This window comes from Marinobacter orientalis (assembly GCF_004792665.1).
Lineage (GTDB): Bacteria > Pseudomonadota > Gammaproteobacteria > Pseudomonadales > Oleiphilaceae > Marinobacter > Marinobacter orientalis.
On the sequence record NZ_SRZX01000009.1, the window covers coordinates 79,545 to 98,630 of the forward strand.

Annotated in this window: 13 protein-coding genes; 12 read left to right on the forward strand and 1 reads right to left on the reverse strand. The window is 56.5% G+C overall.

Going from position 1 to position 19,086, the window contains the following annotated elements; genetic code table 11:
* Positions 1–74 precede the first annotated feature (74 nt).
* A complete protein-coding gene (locus DIT72_RS17250) occupies positions 75–2,567 on the reverse strand; it encodes a penicillin-binding protein 1A (protein ID WP_135956478.1) in 2,493 nt (830 codons plus the stop codon).
* A 212-nt stretch (positions 2,568–2,779) separates the two neighbouring features.
* Here DIT72_RS17250 and DIT72_RS17255 point away from each other — a divergent pair, with 212 nt between their 5' ends.
* From DIT72_RS17255 to DIT72_RS17310, 12 genes are all read left to right on the forward strand, one after another.
* A complete protein-coding gene (locus DIT72_RS17255) occupies positions 2,780–3,844 on the forward strand; it encodes a pilus assembly protein PilM (protein WP_135956479.1) in 1,065 nt (354 codons plus the stop codon).
* Positions 3,844–4,407, forward strand: a complete 564-nt coding sequence (locus DIT72_RS17260; RefSeq protein ID WP_135956480.1) for a PilN domain-containing protein — start codon at positions 3,844–3,846, stop codon at positions 4,405–4,407. The genes DIT72_RS17255 and DIT72_RS17260 overlap by 1 nt, the downstream gene beginning before the upstream one ends.
* Entirely contained in the window at positions 4,407–5,018 is a 612-nt protein-coding gene (locus tag DIT72_RS17265) for a type IV pilus inner membrane component PilO (RefSeq protein WP_135956481.1), read from the forward strand. Before DIT72_RS17260 ends, DIT72_RS17265 begins: the two co-directional genes overlap by 1 nt.
* Before the next feature lie 2 nt (positions 5,019–5,020).
* Complete coding sequence (locus DIT72_RS17270) at positions 5,021–5,569, forward strand: pilus assembly protein PilP (protein ID WP_135956482.1); 549 nt, start codon at positions 5,021–5,023, stop codon at positions 5,567–5,569.
* Positions 5,570–5,634: 65 nt separating this feature from the next.
* Positions 5,635–7,695 (forward strand): type IV pilus secretin PilQ, encoded by a 2,061-nt coding sequence (gene pilQ, locus DIT72_RS17275; RefSeq protein ID WP_135956483.1) that lies wholly within the window; start codon positions 5,635–5,637, stop codon positions 7,693–7,695.
* A gap of 126 nt (positions 7,696–7,821) precedes the next feature.
* On the forward strand, positions 7,822–8,388 hold the full coding sequence (gene aroK / locus DIT72_RS17280; protein ID WP_135956484.1) for a shikimate kinase AroK: 567 nt from the start codon (positions 7,822–7,824) through the stop codon (positions 8,386–8,388).
* A 4-nt stretch (positions 8,389–8,392) separates the two neighbouring features.
* Positions 8,393–9,490, forward strand: coding sequence for a 3-dehydroquinate synthase (aroB, locus tag DIT72_RS17285; protein ID WP_206081120.1), 1,098 nt, complete (start codon positions 8,393–8,395; stop codon positions 9,488–9,490).
* Between the two features lie 45 nt (positions 9,491–9,535).
* The gene (locus DIT72_RS17290; RefSeq protein WP_168355081.1) at positions 9,536–11,017 is read left to right on the forward strand and encodes an AAA family ATPase; all 1,482 of its coding nucleotides are present in this window, start codon (positions 9,536–9,538) and stop codon (positions 11,015–11,017) included.
* Positions 11,018–11,273: 256 nt separating this feature from the next.
* Positions 11,274–15,722: a glutamate synthase large subunit gene (gene gltB, locus DIT72_RS17295; RefSeq protein WP_135956486.1), complete on the forward strand. Its 4,449-nt coding sequence runs from the start codon at positions 11,274–11,276 to the stop codon at positions 15,720–15,722.
* 76 nt (positions 15,723–15,798) lie between these two features.
* Entirely contained in the window at positions 15,799–17,217 is a 1,419-nt protein-coding gene (locus tag DIT72_RS17300; RefSeq protein ID WP_135956487.1) for an FAD-dependent oxidoreductase, read from the forward strand.
* Between the two features lie 140 nt (positions 17,218–17,357).
* Positions 17,358–18,428 carry a uroporphyrinogen decarboxylase gene (gene hemE / locus DIT72_RS17305; RefSeq protein WP_135956488.1) on the forward strand — a complete coding sequence of 357 codons (1,071 nt, stop codon included), beginning with the start codon at positions 17,358–17,360 and terminating at the stop codon, positions 18,426–18,428.
* Positions 18,429–18,502: 74 nt separating this feature from the next.
* On the forward strand, positions 18,503–18,871 hold the full coding sequence (locus tag DIT72_RS17310) for a PilZ domain-containing protein (RefSeq protein WP_135956489.1): 369 nt from the start codon (positions 18,503–18,505) through the stop codon (positions 18,869–18,871).
* The last annotated feature ends 215 nt before the right edge of the window (positions 18,872–19,086 follow it).

Sequence of the window (19,086 nt, forward strand, 5' to 3'; positions counted from 1 at the left end):
AATAAAAAACCGGCGGTATTCACTCCGCCGGTTTTTTTGTGTTTATGAGAAGGTGCCGCGCCTGCCCGGGGCGGTCAGAAGATCTGTCTGGACAGGCCCCCGTCGTCGCCGTTTTCACTGCCGCGGGATGACTCGTCCTGAGGGTCCAGTGGTGGTGGCGCATCTTCTTCTTTGAACAGCTCAAACATCGCACCTTCCTGGCCGGGGCGTGCGCGCTTGCCCGTTTGCGGGTCGATGCGGATGTTCACAATTCCATTGGGTCTGGGCATCATTGAAGACGGCTCTCCTTCAAGAGCAACTTCCATATAGTCAAGCCAGATTGGCAAAGCTGTGCTGGCACCGAATTCCCGGCGGCCAAGGGGCTGTGGCTGATCAAATCCAACCCAGACGGTGGTGGCAATGTCGTGGTTGAAGCCGCCAAACCAGGTATCACGCTGCTCGTTGGTGGTGCCGGTCTTGCCGCTGATGTCACCCCTTCCCAAGGCCAGGGCCCGCCTGCCTGTGCCCAGTTTAATGACATCCCTCATCATGGAATGGAGGATGTATACCGAACGCTCATCCGCCAGTCTTCGTGCAACGCGGGCATTGCGATCCTCTTCGTCAATCTCTTTTTGCACCTGCTCGCAATTGTCATCACACAGGATGACCTCTGGCGCTTCAAACATGGCTTCGTCACTGACATCGGAAATGGTGCTGATGAGGTAGGGATCGACGTCATAACCGCCATTGGCAATGACGGCGAAGCCGCGAGCCAGGTCCATGGGGGTCAGTTGCCCGCTACCCAGCGACAGGGACAGATCTTTTTGCATGTCCTCGGTGGGTATTTGCAGTTGGTCCAGGTAGTCAATCGTGTTTTGTATCCCCAGATCCCTCAGAAGTCGTACCGAAACCAGGTTTCTTGACCGGTACAGGGCTTCCCTGAGGCGGGTAGGGCCGTAAAACTGCCCGGAGGAGTTCTGCGGGCGCCACGCTGTTTCCAGTTCCGAGTCGTCAAAGACAATAGGCGCGTCGTTATAGATCGTTGCTGGCGTCATTCCCTGCTCAAGGGCGCTGAGATAAAGAAATGGCTTGAATGTTGAGCCGGGCTGTCTCTTGGCCTGGGTTGCCCGGTTGTACTTGTTCTGGCTGAAGCTGTAACCACCGGCCAGGGCCTCAATGGCACCGGTTTCTGCATCAAGCGATATCAGCGCACCCTGAACTTTGGGAACCTGTGACAGGGCAACGCGCCTGACGTCGGGGATCTCTATGGCGGATCGGTCACTGTCTGTCCCGGAATCATCCTCGTTATTCCCGGTTGCCGGCTCGGGGGTCATGATAACCATGGGCTTCACGTAGACGATATCGCCGGCTTCGACCACATCAGAGGGTTTTTCGGGCTCGGGGCCGGTCAGGTTTTCAGTCTTGTATCTTTTGGCCCATGTCATGGTGTTGAATGCCATGACCGAGGCGCCAAGCCCGCGGGCATGAAGGTCGACCTCGCTGTCCTCGTCTCTCACCCTGGTTACAACGGCAGGAACAAGCTCCGCTACCTGGCGGTAATTGGCCATCAGGTTGTCGAGGTTGTCCGGGGTCAGTTGGTCTTCGTCAACCTGGCCAATGGGACCGCGGAAACCGTGGCGCTGATCGTATTCTTCCAGGCCTTTTCGCAGTGCCACGGTGGCTTCACGCTGTTTCTCGCTATCCACGGTCAGTTGTACTGCGTAGCCATCGGTATAGGCGGCATCCCCGAATCGTCTGACCATGTCCGCGCGCGCCATTTCAGCCACGTAGTCTGCATCGACCTCTGTGGCGGCGGCATTGAAGCTCGCGGTCAGAGGAGCGGTGGATGCAAGCTCGTAGGCATCTGGCGTGATGTACTCAAGGTCCCGCATGCGGCCCAGAATCCAGTTTCTGCGGGATTCCGCACGAGCTGGATTGGCAAGCGGATTGTAGGCGGAAGGCGCCTTGGGTAAGCCGGCCAGCATGGCCATCTCGGCCAGCGAGAGTTCGGTTACTGATTTGTCGTAATAGACCTGGGCAGCGGCGGCAATGCCATAGGCACGATTGCCCAGGTAAATCTTGTTCAGGTAGAGCTCGAGTATGCGGTTTTTATCCAGTTCACGCTCGATCTGAAGAGCCAGAAGTATCTCGTTGAACTTGCGAATAAACGTCCTGTCGCGTGACAAAAAGTAATTTTTTGCAACCTGCATTGTGATGGTGCTGCCCCCTGACTGGATCTCGCCGGTGGAGACCAGTTCGATGGCAGCCCGCATCAGGCCTTTGAAGTCGACCCCGAAGTGCTCATAGAAACGGGCGTCTTCAGCCGCCAGAAAGGCATGTAACTGAATTGTAGGGATCTGTTCGATTGTGACCGGTGCCCTTCTCTTTTCACCGAATTCTGCTATTAATTTGTCGTCTGCGCTGTAGACCCTCAACGGGGTTTGCAGCTTGATGTCCAGGAGCTGTTCGACAGGTGGTAGTCCCGGACGAAGATACAGATAGAATCCTGACGCCACGATTGTGGCGAGACTGAATCCAGTGAGAAAGAGCCATGCAAACAGGCGAGATGTACGCAGCAAGTGAGACATTTTTTTCTGACAACTGTTGGATATAGGTCTATCATTTGAGAAATTGCTTTAGGAAGGGCGAGCCACTTCCCGGGTACAATGTCCCAATTAAAGAAGAAAACGCATTGTAGACGGAAAACTGAAGAAATTCTCTTAAATAAAAAACACATATGAAAGAACTCCGTCAGGAGTTTTCATAACCCGGTGCATGTAACCAGGTATAGGGTGAGCGCGTGTTCGGATTGTTCGGAAAAAAATCCAGTGCTGTCTTGGGAGCGGACATCAGTTCCAGCTCGGTCAAGCTCCTGGAACTGTCAAAACAGGGCGACCGCTACAAGGTCGAGAGCTACGCAGTTGAGCCATTGCCGGCGAACGCTGTCGTAGAAAAAAACATCACGGATGTCGAGGCGGTGGGTGAAGTACTCAAACGCGTCGCGTCCAAATCCCGCACAAGTGTCAAGCAGGTGGCTGTGGCTGTCTCCGGCTCCGCCGTTATTACCAAGCTGATCCAGATGGACGGCGGTCTTAACGAGTTCGAGATGGAAGATCAGATCACGCTGGAGGCGGACCAGTACATTCCGTATCCGCTGGATGAAGTGGCTATCGACTTCGAGGTTCAGGGACCTTCGGAAACCAACCCCGATCAGGTCGACGTGCTTCTTGCGGCGTGCAGGAAGGAGAATGTCGATATTCGCGAAGACGCTCTCGAAATCGCCTCCCTGACCACAAAGATAGTGGACGTTGAAGCCTATGCCCTCGAGCGTGCCTTCGCCCTGATCGAGTCCCAGCTTGACTCCCAGGGCGAGGAGCTTGTGGTTGCCATCGTGGATGTGGGTGCGACCATGACAACACTGAGTGTGCTGGCTGAAGGCAAAACCGTATACACCCGCGAACAGATCTTTGGCGGAAAGCAGCTTACTGAAGAAATCCAGCGTCGCTACGGGCTGTCTCTGGAAGAGGCTGGCCTGGCAAAGAAGCAGGGTGGTCTTCCGGACGACTATGAGTCCGAAGTGCTGACTCCGTTCCGTGAAGCTGTTGTCCAGCAGGTTGCCCGGGCTCTCCAGTTCTTCTTCGGCGCAAGTCAGTATAACGCGGTTGACTACGTGGTCCTCGCTGGCGGTACGGCATCTATTCAGGGGCTGACAGAAATGGTTGAGGAAAAAACAGGCACCCCAACGCTGGTTGCAAACCCGTTTGCAGACATGGCCGTCGGTTCCAGGGTGAATGCATCCGCGCTGAGCAACGATGCCCCTTCACTGATGATCGCCTGCGGGCTGGCAATGAGGAGCTTTGACTGATGGCAAAGATTAACCTCAGGCCGTGGCGCGAAGAACTCCGGGCAGAAAAACAGAAACAGTTCGTGGTCATGATTCTGGGCGCGGTCATCATTGCAGGTGGCCTGACATTCCTCTGGAAGACGGATATGGATAACCGTATCGCCTACCAGGAATCCAGGAACGCCTACATCGAAACCGCGACCAGGCAACTTGACAAGCAGATCAGGGAAATCGAGAACCTCAAGCGCAAGCGTGACGAGCTCCTGTCCCGCATGCAGGTGATTCAGGATCTTCAGGGCAAACGGCCGGTCATCGTGCGGGTGTTCGATGAGCTGGTTCGCACACTCCCGGACGGGCTGTACTACAACAGCCTCAAGAAGACCGGAGAGCGTGTGGATATTGTCGGTATGTCGGAATCCAACAGCCGCATATCGTCCCTGATGAGGCGATTTGAGGAATCTGACTGGTTCAACGACCCCAATCTTTCCAACGTCGCTGCTGCCGACAGTGCCCGTGCTGGGTACAGCCAGTTCAATCTGTCGGTTCAACAACAAACACCAGAGCCCGAAGGGGAGGATAAGTAATGAGCCTCGCGGACTCACTTAAAAGTCTCAATGAATTCGATATCAACGATCTGGATATCAATAACGCCGGCATCTGGCCGGCACCGGTCAAGGCGATTGTCATACTTATCGTGTTCGGACTGATTCTCGGTGGCGGTTACTGGTTCTTCATCAAGGACCAGTATGCACACCTTGAAAGGGTTCAAAACACCGAGCAGGAACTGCGCAAACAATATGAGGACAAGGCCTATCAGGTGGCCAACCTCGACGTCTTCAAGGCCCAGATGGAAGAAATGGAAGAAACGTTCGGCGCTCTGGTGAGGCAGCTCCCCAGTGAAACCGAAGTGCCGGGGCTGCTTGAGGATATCACCAATACAGCGCTGGGCAACGGTCTTGCCCTGCAAGAGGTCGCACTGCAGGGAGAGCAGCAGCGGGATTTCTATGCCGAGCTCCCGATCAATATCCGGGTAACAGGAACCTATCATGAGCTGGCAAGTTTCGTCAGCAGCGTAGCGAGCCTGCCCCGTATTGTGACGTTACACGATCTGACCATAACACCAACTGGCGGTGATGGAGAGCAGCTGAACATGCAGGTTCTTGCTCGTACCTACCGCTACCGGGCTGGAGAATGAGCATGGCGAGACAGCATGCGGCAAAAGCCTGGATGGGTATTTGTCTTGTAACCTTCCTGACGGCGTGTACCCAGGGCGACGGCTTTTCCGACCTGGACAAGTTCATGGCAGATACACGGGCCAAGCCCCGTGGACATGTGGAGCCGTTGCCGGAATTCGAGTCGTATGAAGCGTTCAGTTATTCGGCTGCGGACCGGAGGGCGCCCTTCGAACCACCGATTGATGTTCAGCTCACCATGGTTGATCAGGAGCCGGAGAGCGACATAGAGCCTGATCTGGATCGGCCGAGAGAAGTCCTGGAGAACTTTGATCTGAAGGAACTCACTATGGTGGGAACCCTGAGTGATACTTCCGGGAGTCTTTTTGCCCTGATCAGGGACGGCCAGGGTGGTATCCACAGGGTGCGCACCGGTAACTACATGGGGCAGAACTATGGACGGATTATCGGTGTTAACGAAACCCGGGTAGAGCTGATCGAGATCGTTCCCAATGGCCGGGGCGGATGGGTCGAGCGTCCACGCTCGCTTTCGCTTGACGAGAATGAAGGCTAAGGGGCGGCAATATGATTATTCAAAGAACCATGCATGAACAAAAAAGTTTGGGGTCGAGGCTAGCGATGTTCAGAAAACTCAATGTATACGTCGGCGTGATTGCTTTTGGGTTGTTGTCCGGCCTGGCCAATGCGGTCACGCTGGAAGACGTGTCGTTTTCGTCGCTATCCGGGGACCGGGTCGAAGTGACGCTACAGTTTGACGGTCAGCCACCGGAACCGAGTGGTTACACCATCGAAAGGCCGGCAAGGATAGCAGTGGATCTGCGGGACACCACCAGCGGGCTCGACAGCCGCAATATATCCCTGGGCTCCGGGAATGCCCAGAGCATGACGGTGGTTGAAACTCCGGATCGCACCCGGCTGATTTTCAACCTCGCAGAACTGACTCCTTACCAGACAGTCCGGAATCAGAACAGTCTGGTTGTGACTATTGGTGCTGAAGAAGGTGCCGGGTCTGGCACGTCTGCTGCAGCATCCTCGGCAGTGTCCGGGCAGTCGGGCACGTCTTCTTCGTCTGGTGACGGCCTTGCCGGTGTCGATTTCCGCAGAGGCAAAGATGGTGAGGGTCGAGTGATTGTGGATCTGGGTAGTGCCAGTACACCGGTTGATCTCTCTGAGCAGGCCGGTCGAATCCGTTTGACGATGGATGACACCAGTGTTCCGGATAATCTGCGTCGTCGACTTGATGTGACGGATTTCGCAACGCCGGTCACCCGAATCGATACCTTTACAGAAGACGGTAATGCGGTTGTAGAAATCCGGCCGCAAGGCAACTACGACTATATCGCTTACCAGTCGGGCTCCCAGTTTACAGTCAGCGTTGAAAAGCTGACGGAAGAGGAAGCAGAATCCCGCCGTGAAGAGAAATTCCCCTACACCGGCGACAAACTTTCTCTCAACTTCCAGGATATCGAAGTCCGTTCAGTGCTGCAGTTGATCGCAGACTTCACCGGCCTCAATCTTGTGGCCAGTGATACGGTCAGTGGCAGCATCACCTTGCGACTCCAGAATGTGCCCTGGGACCAGGCTCTGGATCTGATCCTGAAAACCAAGGGGCTGGACAAGCGCCAGATCGGCAACGTGCTTCTGGTCGCTCCGGCCGACGAAATTGCGGCCAGGGAAAAACTGGAGCTCGAAACCAGTAAACAGATCGCCGAGCTGGCACCGGTCCGACTGGATATTATTCAGGTCAACTATGCCAAGGCAGCCGATATCGTATCGCTGATTCAGGCAGACGAGGAGCTGATTTCGTCACGCGGATTTATCTCCTCGGATGCCCGTACCAACACCATCAGTGTGCGGGAAACTGCAGAGAAGCTGGACGAAATCCGTCGCCTGGTTTCAACCTGGGACGTGGCAGTCCGGCAAGTTTCGATTGAAGCACGTATCGTTCGTGCCCAGAACAATCTGGCTGAAGAACTGGGTGTTCGCTGGGGTGCCCAGGGCCGTGGAACCACTGATGGAGGCACTGACGAATTCATAGTGGGTGGATCGCAGGGCTCACTGGATAGCATTAATACCGGCGGTATTTCTTTCCCCTCTGATCTTAATGTTGACCTGGGTGTTACTCGCGCAAATTCATCCTCGGTAGCTTTTGGTTACATTGGTACTGACTTGCTGATCGATCTTGAACTTTCCGCATTCGAAAGCGATGGCCGCGCCGAAGTGGTCTCACAGCCGCGGGTAGTAACCGCCGACCGTCAGACTGCCTCAATCAAGTCCGGTGAGGAAATTCCGTATCAGGAAGCATCATCAAGTGGTGCCACGTCGGTCTCTTTCAAGGAAGCAGCTCTGTCCCTGGAAGTGACTCCGCAGATCACGCCAGACGACAAGATCATCATGGACCTGGTGGTCAACCAGGACTCCCGTGGTGAAGTAACGGCTGGCATTCCGGCAATCAATACCAACGAAGTGACCACCCAGGTGCTTGTAGGTAATGGCGAAACTGTGGTGCTGGGCGGCATTTTCCAGTCAGAGGTCTCAACCACGACTACCAAGACGCCTTTCCTTGGTGACATTCCTTACCTTGGGCGTTTGTTCAAGCGCACAGAAAAAATTGACGAACGCAGCGAACTGCTGATCTTCATCACACCGAAGATCATCAAGAGTGACCTGATCCAGTAATCGGGTCTCACCTGAAAAACCGCCGTCACCTGTACGGCGGTTTTTTTGCCCGTTCGTTTTCCCAAACTTATGGAAAACGTTACCCTGTGATATTCTCACCCGCCTGAATGCAGATGAGCGGAAGTTATGTCCTTGCCAAAACGAATTGTTCTTGTGGGCCCCATGGGGGCGGGCAAAAGCACGATTGGTCGCATGCTGGCCAGAGAGCTGGGCTACCGTTTTCTGGATTCCGACCGGATCATCGAGGAGCGCTGCGGGGCGAACATCCCCTGGATTTTCGATGTCGAAGGCGAGGATGGTTTTCGGCAACGTGAAACCGCCATGCTGGCGGAGCTTTCCGAACACCCGCAAACGGTCCTTGCGACCGGTGGCGGAGCAGTAATGCGTGAGGAAAACCATCCCCTTCTGAAGCGTGACGCCACCGTAGTTTACCTGAAAACCTCGATAGAACAGCAAGTCGAGAGAACCCGGCGCGACAGAAACCGTCCTCTGCTGCAGAACGATGATCCGGAAACCGTTCTGCGGAACCTGTTCGCCGTCCGCGACCCGATCTATACAGAACTCGCCGATATTGTCATGTTCACTGATCGCAAAAGCCCGAGGCTGGTTGTGCGACAGCTGGTGAATCGCATTCATCCCCGCACACCGCGGCACAAAAGACAGGTGCGCAAGGAAGGCAGAAATCATGCGTGATTCAGTGCGCGAGTTGACCGTCGATCTGGGGGAGAGAACCTATCCGATTGTTATCGGGCAGGGGTTGCTGGGTAGCTATGACCTGGCTCCGTTCGTCCAGGGTCAGCAGGTGATGATTGTGACCAATGAAACGGTTGCTCCCCTGTATCTCGAGTCTGCCCGGGCCTGTTTCCCCGGCAAACAGGTGGACACGGTGGTTCTGCCGGATGGTGAGAAGTACAAGGACTGGCAGACTCTGAACCGGATATTCGATGGTCTGCTGGAAAAGCGGCATTCACGAAAAACCACCCTGGTTGCACTGGGCGGTGGCGTTGTGGGGGACATGGCCGGTTTTGCTGCGGCGTCGTACCAGCGGGGCGTGCCGTTTATACAGATGCCCACCACACTGCTTTCGCAGGTGGATTCTTCTGTTGGCGGCAAAACCGGTATCAACCATCCGCTTGGCAAGAACATGATTGGCGCCTTTCACCAGCCTGAAGTAGTGCTGATTGATACGGACACCCTGAGAACACTCCCGCCCCGGGAAGTCTCGGCTGGCCTGGCAGAAGTGATCAAGTACGGATTGATCCGTGACACAGACTTTCTCTGTTGGCTTGAGCAGGAAATTGCCTCTCTCGTTGACCTGGACCCGGCCACTCTGGTGGAAGCCATCTATCGGTCCTGTGCCTGCAAGGCTGATGTTGTGGCGCTGGACGAGAGAGAAAGCGGGCTGCGAGCCATCCTGAATCTGGGGCACACCTTTGGCCATGCCATTGAGACGTTTGCCGGATACGGTAACTGGCTGCATGGCGAGGCTGTAGGGACTGGCATGATGATGGCTGCAGATCTGTCCCTGCGCCAGGGGATGATCCGCGAACAGGAACGGACCCGGGCGGTACGCATTATTGAACGGGCGAACCTTCCCGCCCGGGCGCCGGCCGGTATGACACCGGATGACTTTCGCCGCCTCATGGCTGTGGACAAGAAAAATGTCGACGGCTCTCTGCGGCTGGTTCTGCTTCGGGCTCTGGGCGATGCGGTGGTAACCGATCAGGTGGATGTATCGCAGTTGGATGCCACCCTTCGGGCCTTTTGCGTGGCTTCCGATGGTGCTGACGTTTGAGTTGCCATTGAACGCAGAGTCGCTCACACAATGGCTCTAAAGGGAATGACAGTGACAGATCAGGGGCTCAACAGTCTTGATGGCGGCGGTCTTTTCCCGCGTTTACAGGAAAGGTACGGATTAAAGGCGAACCCCCTGGAGATGGAAACTCCCTTTTTTCCGGAAGCCTCTCGCCACCATGCCCTGGAAACACTTCGCCATCTTTGTGGATTTGGTGATCTTGCGCTTTTGTTGACTGGCGAAGCCGGCTCCGGCAAAAGCCGGCTACTGGCCGAACTGGTCAGCAGTGAGTCTTCCCGTCTCGATTTTCACCGTCTTCCTGCTGCCTCATTGACCAGTGCCCAGGCGCTCGCCAGAGCCTTGCTTGGTATAGCCCACAAGGGACTAAAGCCGGGGGAGGGTGTGCGGGACGCGGTTTACGGCTTCTTTCGCTGGTCTGAGCACCGGGCGCGCAAAGGTCAGCGCATGGTTCTGCTGATTGATGATGCACATCGGGCACCGCCAGAGCTCGTCAGGCTTGTTCTGGCAGCTTTCGGGGCGGCCGACCGTTCTGCTGCTGCGGTACCGGTATTCAGTGGGACCGCTCAGCTGATTGAGATGCTGGGACTCCCGGGAGATGGCGATGGTGTGTACCAGATCCATCTTCGTCCCCTCACGAGGGAGGAGGTTGCCGCCTATCTGAAGCCCAGGATTCATCGTGCGGGCGGCGATGCAAGGGTCTTGTTAACACCTGCCCGGCTGTCGCAGATACACAGCCTGAGCGAGGGAAACTTCTCCGGACTGAAGCGAGTGACGCCAGCGGTGTGGCTGGATATGGCATCATCCGGAAGTGTGAATGGGCGCGGGCGAACATTTTCTGTGCCAATCAATCTCCGCTGGCCGGCGCTGGCCCTGGTGCTTCTGGCGGGCTCCTGGTGGCTGGTTTCACAGCAGTACGACGACTCCATGGCCCGGGAGCGAACGGAGCCGGAGCCGGAAACCGTACGCAAGAGTATAACCATCGGCCCCGACAATCCCGGGCCGGAGGTCATCGACCCTGCAGTGGTTCAGTTGGAGCCGTCACCTGACTTGACGATGGAAGATTCTGTTCCGCAGCCTGTTCCAGAGCCAGAGCCAGAGCCAGAGCCAGAGCCAGAGCCAGAGCCAGAGCCAGAGCCAGAGCCAGAGCCAGAGCCAGAGCCAGAGCCAGAGCCAGAGCCAGAGCCAGAGCCAGAGCCAGAGCCAGAGCCAGACTTTTCACCGTCGAAACCCGCTCATTTCATGGCTCTTGACGATATCAGAGCCAGCGAGGGCTGGACCGTGCAACTGATTGCCGGCAATCGCGAACAGACAGTTCTGAGCCTGATTGACCAGTACGATTCTGTTTCCGGCATCCGTTATACTCGTACCGAAAGGGAGGGGCAGGACTGGTTTTTTGGTTTTTACGGAGACTTCAGCTCTCGTGAAGAGGCGCAAAAATGGGTTGAAGGTCTTCCCCGCACTCTGCGGGACCAGTCCCTCTGGATCAGACGAATGCGCAATTTCTGATCGTATTGAAAATCCTCCGTTTCTGTTTTAATCCTAATAAAAACAATCGTCGGAAGGCCTCTGTCTGGAGGTTGCTGCCTGTCGCCAGACTCGTAACCGGCCTTCCGAAGCCCCAAAATAAAACGTCTTTGGTTTGAGTACGTATTTCTACGCGTGTAAAATAGCCAGCCCCCATTTTCAGTGTCAAAGGGTGGGATTTTCGTCTGTTTTAAAACAACCCTTTGATTGAAAAGCATTTCTACGTGAGATAACGCTTATGATGACAGGTTTGTATCATCCCGATGAATTCAGGGACAACTGTGGCTTCGGCCTGATCGCCCATATGAAGGGCGAGGCAAGCCACAAGTTGTTGCAAACTGCCATTGAGTCTCTGACCTGCATGACCCACCGTGGTGGTATCGCTGCAGACGGGAAGACCGGCGATGGTTGTGGTCTCCTGATCCAGAGCCCCGATGCCTTTTTACGCAAGGCCGCGAAAGCCGAGTTTGGCAAGGCGCCTGAAGGGCTGTTCGCGGTGGGGCAGGTCTTCCTGAATCCGGACGAGAGCAAAGCTGCTGCAGGCAGGGCTGTCGTGGAAAAGCGCCTGACGGAGCAGGGTCTGGAGATCATGGGTTGGCGCAAGGTGCCGACCGACGACAGCTGCCTGGGGCCCATGGCTCTGGATTGTCTGCCATGGATCGAGCAGGTGTTTGTGGTGCCAGCCGAGAAGACAGAGCAGGAATTTGCCATTGCACTGTTTGTTGGCCGCCGCCATGCCGAGCGGGACATGGCTGACGATTCCGAGTTCTATATCTGCAGCCTGTCCCATCGCACATTGGCCTACAAGGGGCTGATGATGCCGGCCGACCTGGCGAATTTCTACAGGGACCTGGGCGATCCGGATTTGCAGACTGCCATCTGTGTATTCCATCAGCGGTTCTCCACCAACACCATGCCGCGCTGGCCCCTGGCGCAGCCCTTCCGTTATCTGGCGCATAATGGTGAGATCAACACCGTAGATGGCAACCGCAATTGGGCCATTGCGCGGGCTGCCAAGTTCAGTGCTCCGGAACTGCCGGATCTGCAAACCCTGCAGCCGCTGGTCAACCTGACCGGCTCTGATTCCTCCAGCATGGACAACATGCTGGAAGTACTGTTGGCCGGCGGTGTCGATCTGTTCCGGGCGGTGCGGATGATGATTCCACCCGCCTGGCAGAATGTCGATACCATGGATTCCGAGTTGCGGGCGTTCTATGAATACAACTCCATGCACATGGAGCCGTGGGATGGTCCGGCTGGCCTGGTTCTTTCCGATGGACGGTATGCGGTCTGTATGCTGGACCGGAACGGTTTGCGCCCTGCTCGCTGGGTAATCACCAAAGACGATTTCATAACCCTGGCTTCTGAAATTGGCACCTATGGGTACAGACCCGAGGACGTTGTAGCCAAGGGCCGTGTGGGTCCCGGCCAGATGCTGGCTATCGATACCGAATCGGGGGAAGTCCTGCATACCAAAGACGTGGACCGCCGCCTGAAATCAGCCCAGCCCTACAAGCGCTGGCTGCGTGAGAACTCCCTGCGGGTGGAAACGACGCTGAACCAGGAAACCCCCGAGTTCAAACTGATGCAGTCAGACGAGCTCCATGTCCATCAGAAAATGTTCATGGTGTCCTACGAAGAGCGCGATCAGGTGCTGCGGCCGTTGGCCGAGAATGGTCAGGAGGCTGTGGGTTCCATGGGTGACGACACTCCCATGGCCGTACTGTCCAGCCGTGTCAGGCACGTGGCGGACTATTTCCGTCAGAAATTCGCGCAGGTAACCAACCCGGCTATCGATCCGCTGCGGGAATCGATCGTGATGTCTCTTGAGACCTGCATCGGTGCCGAGCGTAACGTGTTCGAGGAAACGCCGGAGCATGCCAACCGTATCATTCTGACAACGCCGGTTCTCTCGCCCGCGAAGTTCCTGAAGATTGCCAATAATGATCGGCCTGGCTTTGAAGTTGCCCGTATCAGCATGAGCTACAGTCCGGAAATGGGGCTTGAAAAGGCTGTCCAGAAGGTATGTGACGACGCCGAGCAGGCCGTTCGCAACGGCAAGGTGATTCTGGTTCTGACCGACAAGGATCTGAAAGAAGGCGAATTGCCGGTGAATGCCATGATGGCAACCGGTGCAGTGCATCATCATCTGGTCGGAAAGGGCTTGCGCTGTGACTCCAATATCCTGGTAGAAACAGGCTGGGCACGTGACCCGCACCATTTTGCCGTGCTATTCGGCTTTGGTGCCACGGCGGTGTACCCGTATCTGGCGTACCAGGTGCTCAACGACCTGATTCGTACCGGTGAATTGATGATGGATCCCATTGATGCCAAGAACAATTACCGCAAGGGCATCAACAAGGGCCTTCTGAAGATCCTGTCGAAGATGGGTATCTCTACCATTACTTCCTACCGGGGTGCCCAGTTGTTCGAGGCCATCGGTCTGGCGGATGACGTGGTGGATCTGTGCTTCAAGGGTGTTCCCAGCCGTATCCAGGGCGCCGGATTCTTCGATTTCCAGCAGGACCAGGAGCAGTTGGCAGCCGTTGCGTGGAAGCACCGTAAACCGATATCCCAGGGTGGCCTGCTGAAATATGTCCACGGTCAGGAATACCACGCCTTCAACCCGGATGTGATTGCCAGGCTGCAGGAAGCGGTTACCAGCGGGGATTACGGGCAGTATATGGAATACGCCGGTCTGGTGAATGAGCGCCCGGTCTCCACGTTGCGGGATCTGCTGGGCTTCCGTAAAGACATCGAGGCCATTGATCTGTCAGAAGTGGAACCGGTGGAAAAGATCTTCCCGCGCTTTGATTCGGCGGCCATGTCTCTTGGTGCGCTGTCTCCGGAGGCCCACGAGGCCCTGGCAGTGGCCATGAATACTCTGGGTGGCCGCTCCAACTCGGGCGAGGGTGGTGAAGATCCGGCCCGCTACGGCACCGAGAAGCGATCCAAGATCAAGCAGGTGGCTTCCGGCCGCTTTGGCGTAACGGCGGAATACCTGCGCAGTGCCGATGTCATGCAGATCAAGGTGGCCCAGGGTGCCAAGCCCGGTGAAGGTGGTCAGTTGCCCGGTGGCAAGGTCAATGACCTGATTGCCCGTCTGCGCTATTCAGTGCCGGGTGTGACGCTGATTTCACCGCCGCCGCACCATGATATCTACTCGATCGAAGATCTGGCGCAACTGATCTTTGACCTCAAGCAGGTCAATCCCAACGCACTGGTGTCGGTGAAACTGGTATCGGAGCCCGGTGTTGGCACCATCGCTGCCGGTGTGGCCAAAGCCTATGCCGACCTGATTACCGTTTCCGGTTATGACGGTGGCACTGCGGCCAGCCCGCTGACTTCCATCCGTTACGCGGGCTCGCCCTGGGAGCTCGGCCTGAGCGAAACCCAGCAGGCGCTCCGGGCCAACGACCTGCGCGGCAAGATCCGTCTGCAAACCGATGGTGGCATCAAAACCGGGCTCGATGTTGTCAAAGGCGCCATTCTGGGCGCCGAAAGCTTCGGCTTCGGTACCACGCCAATGGTCGCACTGGGTTGTAAGTACCTGCGGATATGTCACCTCAACAACTGTGCCACCGGTGTGGCCACCCAGAATGAACATCTGAGGGAGGAGCACTTCAAGGGCACGGTGGAAATGGCCATGAATTTCTTCCGCTTTGTGGCGGAAGAAACCCGCCAGTGGCTGGCAGAACTGGGTGTTCGCAGCCTGGAGGAGCTGGTGGGTCGTGTTGACCTGCTGGAACGCCTGCCAGGTGACACCCCGCGCCAGAAGAAGCTGGACCTGAGCCGCTTGCTGTCCAATGATCATATTCCGGCAGACAAGCCCCACACCTGTCAGGTGGAGCGCAACCACCCATTCGATGAGGGCAAACTGGCAGAGCAGATGGTCAGGGACACCGCTGAAGCCATTAATGCCAAAGCGGGTGGGACCTGGTCCTATCGGGTCACCAACTGCGACCGCTCCATCGGTGCCCGCCTGTCCGGTGAGATTGCCCAGTTGCATGGTAATCAGGGCATGGTATCCGCTCCGGTTACGCTCGATCTGACCGGCACCGCCGGCCAGAGCTTCGGGGTCTGGAACGTGGGCGGCCTCAACCTGCTTCTGGAAGGGGACGCCAACGACTACGTGGGTAAGGGCATGACCGGCGGCAAGCTGGTGATCCGGCCGCCAGCCGGTAGCACCTTCAAATCCCAGGAAACCTCCATTGTGGGTAATACCTGCCTGTATGGCGCAACCGGGGGCAAGCTGTTCGCCGCTGGTACCGCCGGTGAACGGTTTGGTGTGCGTAATTCCGGCGCTCATGCCGTTGTTGAAGGCACGGGTGATCACTGTTGTGAATACATGACGGGAGGCCTGATAACTGTTCTGGGCAGCACCGGCCACAACTTCGGTGCAGGTATGACCGGTGGTTTCGCCTATGTACTGGACTTGAACAACACCTTTGTGGACAAATACAACCACGAGCTGGTGGAAATCCAGCGGATCTCCAGCGAAGACATGGAATCCTACCGGAACCACCTCCGGGGTGTTGTCCGGGAGCATATTTCCGAGACCGCGAGCGAGTGGGCAGATCATATTCTTGACAATTTCGACGACTACATCGGCCGTTTCTGGCTGGTCAAACCCAAGGCGGCGAATCTTCGCAGCCTGCTGGCCAGCACCCGGGCACGTCCCGAGTAATGGCAGACGGAACGATCAGGGGCGTTGCCGGTAAGGCAACGCTGGCGTCGAAATTGAGTCTGATGAGAGCTTCATAATGAAAGAACGACTGAGTAACGACTTCCAGTTTGTCGAAGTAGGGCGTGTTGACCCGAAAAAAGTACCGGCAAGGAAGCGCAAGAAAGAGTTTGGTGAAATCTATCATCAGTTCACCCAGGACCATGCCGCATCGCAGTCACATCGCTGCCTGGAATGCGGTAATCCGTATTGTGAGTGGAAGTGTCCGGTACACAACTACATCCCGAACTGGCTGAAGCTGGTTTCTGAGGGCAACATCATGAAAGCTGTGGAGCTGTGTCACCAGACCAACTCCCTGCCCGAAGTCTGTGGCCGTGTCTGTCCACAGGACCGGTTGTGTGAAGGTGCCTGCACCCTCAACGACGGCTACGGCGCGGTAACCATCGGGTCCGTGGAAAAGTACATTACGGATACGGCGTTCGCTCTGGGCTGGAAACCCGACATGTCTGCGGTGAAGTGGACAGACAGGAAGGTTGCCGTGATTGGCGCCGGTCCGGCGGGCCTTGGCTGTGCCGATGTGCTGGTTCGCAACGGCGTCAAGCCGGTGGTTTTCGACATTTACCCGGAAATCGGTGGCCTGCTGACCTTTGGTATCCCCGAGTTCAAACTTGAAAAGTCGGTGATGAGTCGTCGTCGTAAGATATTCGAGGAAATGGGTGTCGAATTCCGTCTGTCCACGGAAGTGGGCAAGGATGTGGCGATGGCTGATATTCTTGAGGAGTACGATGCCGTTTTCATGGGCATGGGCACCTACACTTACATGAAGGGTGGATTTCCGGGTGAGGACCTGCCCGGCGTTCATGATGCCTTGCCGTTCCTGGTGTCCAACGTAAACCGGCGGCTCGGATTCGAAAAAGACGCCGAAGATTTCGTCGATATGAAAGGCAAGCGCGTGGTGGTGCTCGGTGGTGGTGATACCGCCATGGACTGCAACCGAACGTCGATTCGCCAGCAGGCGGCGAGTGTCACCTGTGCCTATCGCCGCGACGAGCAGAACATGCCGGGCTCCCGCCGGGAGGTGTCGAACGCCAAGGAAGAAGGCGTCAAGTTCATGTTCAACCGTCAGCCCATCGCCATTATTGGCGAGGACCGGGTCGAGGGCGTGAAAGTGGTTCAGACCCGTCTTGGCGAGCCTGACGAGAACGGTCGTCGCCGTCCGGAAGTGGTTGCCGGCAGTGAGGAAGTCATCCCGGCAGACGCGGTGCTGGTGGCATTCGGTTTCCGCCCGAGCCCTGCTGAGTGGTTCGACGAGCAGAAGGTAAAAACCGATGATTCTGGCCGGGTCACCGCGCCGGAGGAGACGGAGTTCGGTTTCCAGACCAGTAATCCCAGGATTTTTGCCGGCGGCGACATGGTCCGCGGGTCCGATCTGGTCGTAACGGCTATCTGGGAAGGCCGCCAGGCAGCAGAAGGCATCATGGATTACCTGGATATCTGACTGTTCCTGTTTTTTTGGCCTGAGAAGATTTGACCGTGATCAGAAGGGCGGCTTGCTGAAGGCGGGTCGCCCTTTTTTATTGCCACAAACCGGGTATCATTGCCTTCCAAACTTTTGACCGATAGCAGACTGGGAATTCTATGACCGAGCTGAAAAACGACCGTTTCCTGCGTGCGCTGATGCGTCAGCCCGTTGATCGCACACCGGTATGGATGATGCGTCAGGCTGGCCGATACCTGCCGGAATATCGCGCCACTCGCGCCAGGGCCGGAGATTTTCTCAGCCTCTGCAAGAACACGCCGCTGGCCTGCGAGGTTACCCTGCAGCCACTGGAACGGTTTCCACTGGATGCTGCAATCCTGTTTTCGGATATTCTTACTATCCCGGATGCTCTGGGGCTTGGGCTTTACTTCGAAACCGGAGAAGGTCCGAAATTCCGTAATACCATCCGGTCCGCAGCCGATGTAGCTGCGCTGCCCAGGATCAATGCGGAAGTGGACCTGGATTACGTAATGAATGCGGTGTCCACCATCCGCGGCGCACTCAGTGGCAGTGTTCCCCTGATTGGTTTCTCTGGCAGCCCGTGGACCCTCGCCACCTACATGATTGAAGGCGGATCTTCGAAGGACTTCCGCGAAGCCAAAAAGCTGATGTACGGGCAGCCCGAAGTGATGCATCAGTTGCTGGATCATCTGGCAGAGTCGGTCATTGATTACCTGAATGGCCAGATTCGTGCTGGCGCCCAGGCGGTGCAGATTTTTGATACCTGGGGTGGCGTGCTCAGCAGCTGGGCGTACCAGGAATTCTCCCTCAATTACATGAAAAAAATTGTTGCCGGCCTGATCCGTGAGAACGACGGGCGCCATGTGCCGGTGATCCTGTTCACCAAGAACGGCGGCCAGTGGCTGGAGTCGATCGCGGAATCCGGGGCAGATGCTGTGGGACTGGACTGGACAACGGATATCGGCAGTGCACGTGCCCGCATCGGCGATAAGGTTGCCTTGCAGGGCAACATGGACCCGGCCATGCTTTACGCTCCGCCGGAACGGATTCGCCAGGAAGTGGCGGATATCCTGTCCCGTTACGGTTCCGGGCCGGGACATATCTTCAACCTTGGGCATGGTATTACCCCGGACGTAGATCCGGAGCACGCCGGGGCATTTATTCGAGCCGTTACGGAGCTTAGTCCGCAGTACCATCAGCAGGACTGAATTCCGGGAGTAGCGGGCGGTTGCCGGGCAGTCTATAGTCATATAAGACATGACCGGTAAACAGGAGTAACCCCTTGCCAGCCAGAATCTCCGAAAAGCGCCGTTTCCAAAGAATCTCCTTTGATGCCGATTGCGAACTGCACTGTCAGGATGAAGTGTGGCAGAGCGAGGTGCTGGATATTTCCCTGAAGGGTGTTCTGGTAAAGCGGCCAAGAGGGTGGGATGTCCCCTTCAGGCAGCCCTGTGAGGTGATTGTCCACCTGGACGATCGCGAAACCGCGATCGTGATGGCCGTGGAGTTACGGCACATTGAAGAGCATAGGCTGGGGTTCAAGTGTCAGTATATTGATCTTGAGAGTGCGACTCACCTGAAGAGGTTGGTGGAGTTGAATCTGGGGGATCAGGCGTTGTTGGAGAGGGAGTTTGCGCATCTGATTGAGTGAGGTTTTGGATTGGTTTGGGGGCAGTTGTCGGATTACGGCTTCGCCTAATCCGTATATGGTCTCCTCCCCGTTTGCAAGGTCTCAGTGCTCGATGTCAGGGACAGGTTTGCGCCCGTATATCCGGCCTGTTTAGCGAGGCGGCTTTGTCGCCTCTGGCCTTGATGGAAGATCCGCGCCTGCCGTCCTTATCGACCTAACGGCCTGTTGGGCCTTCG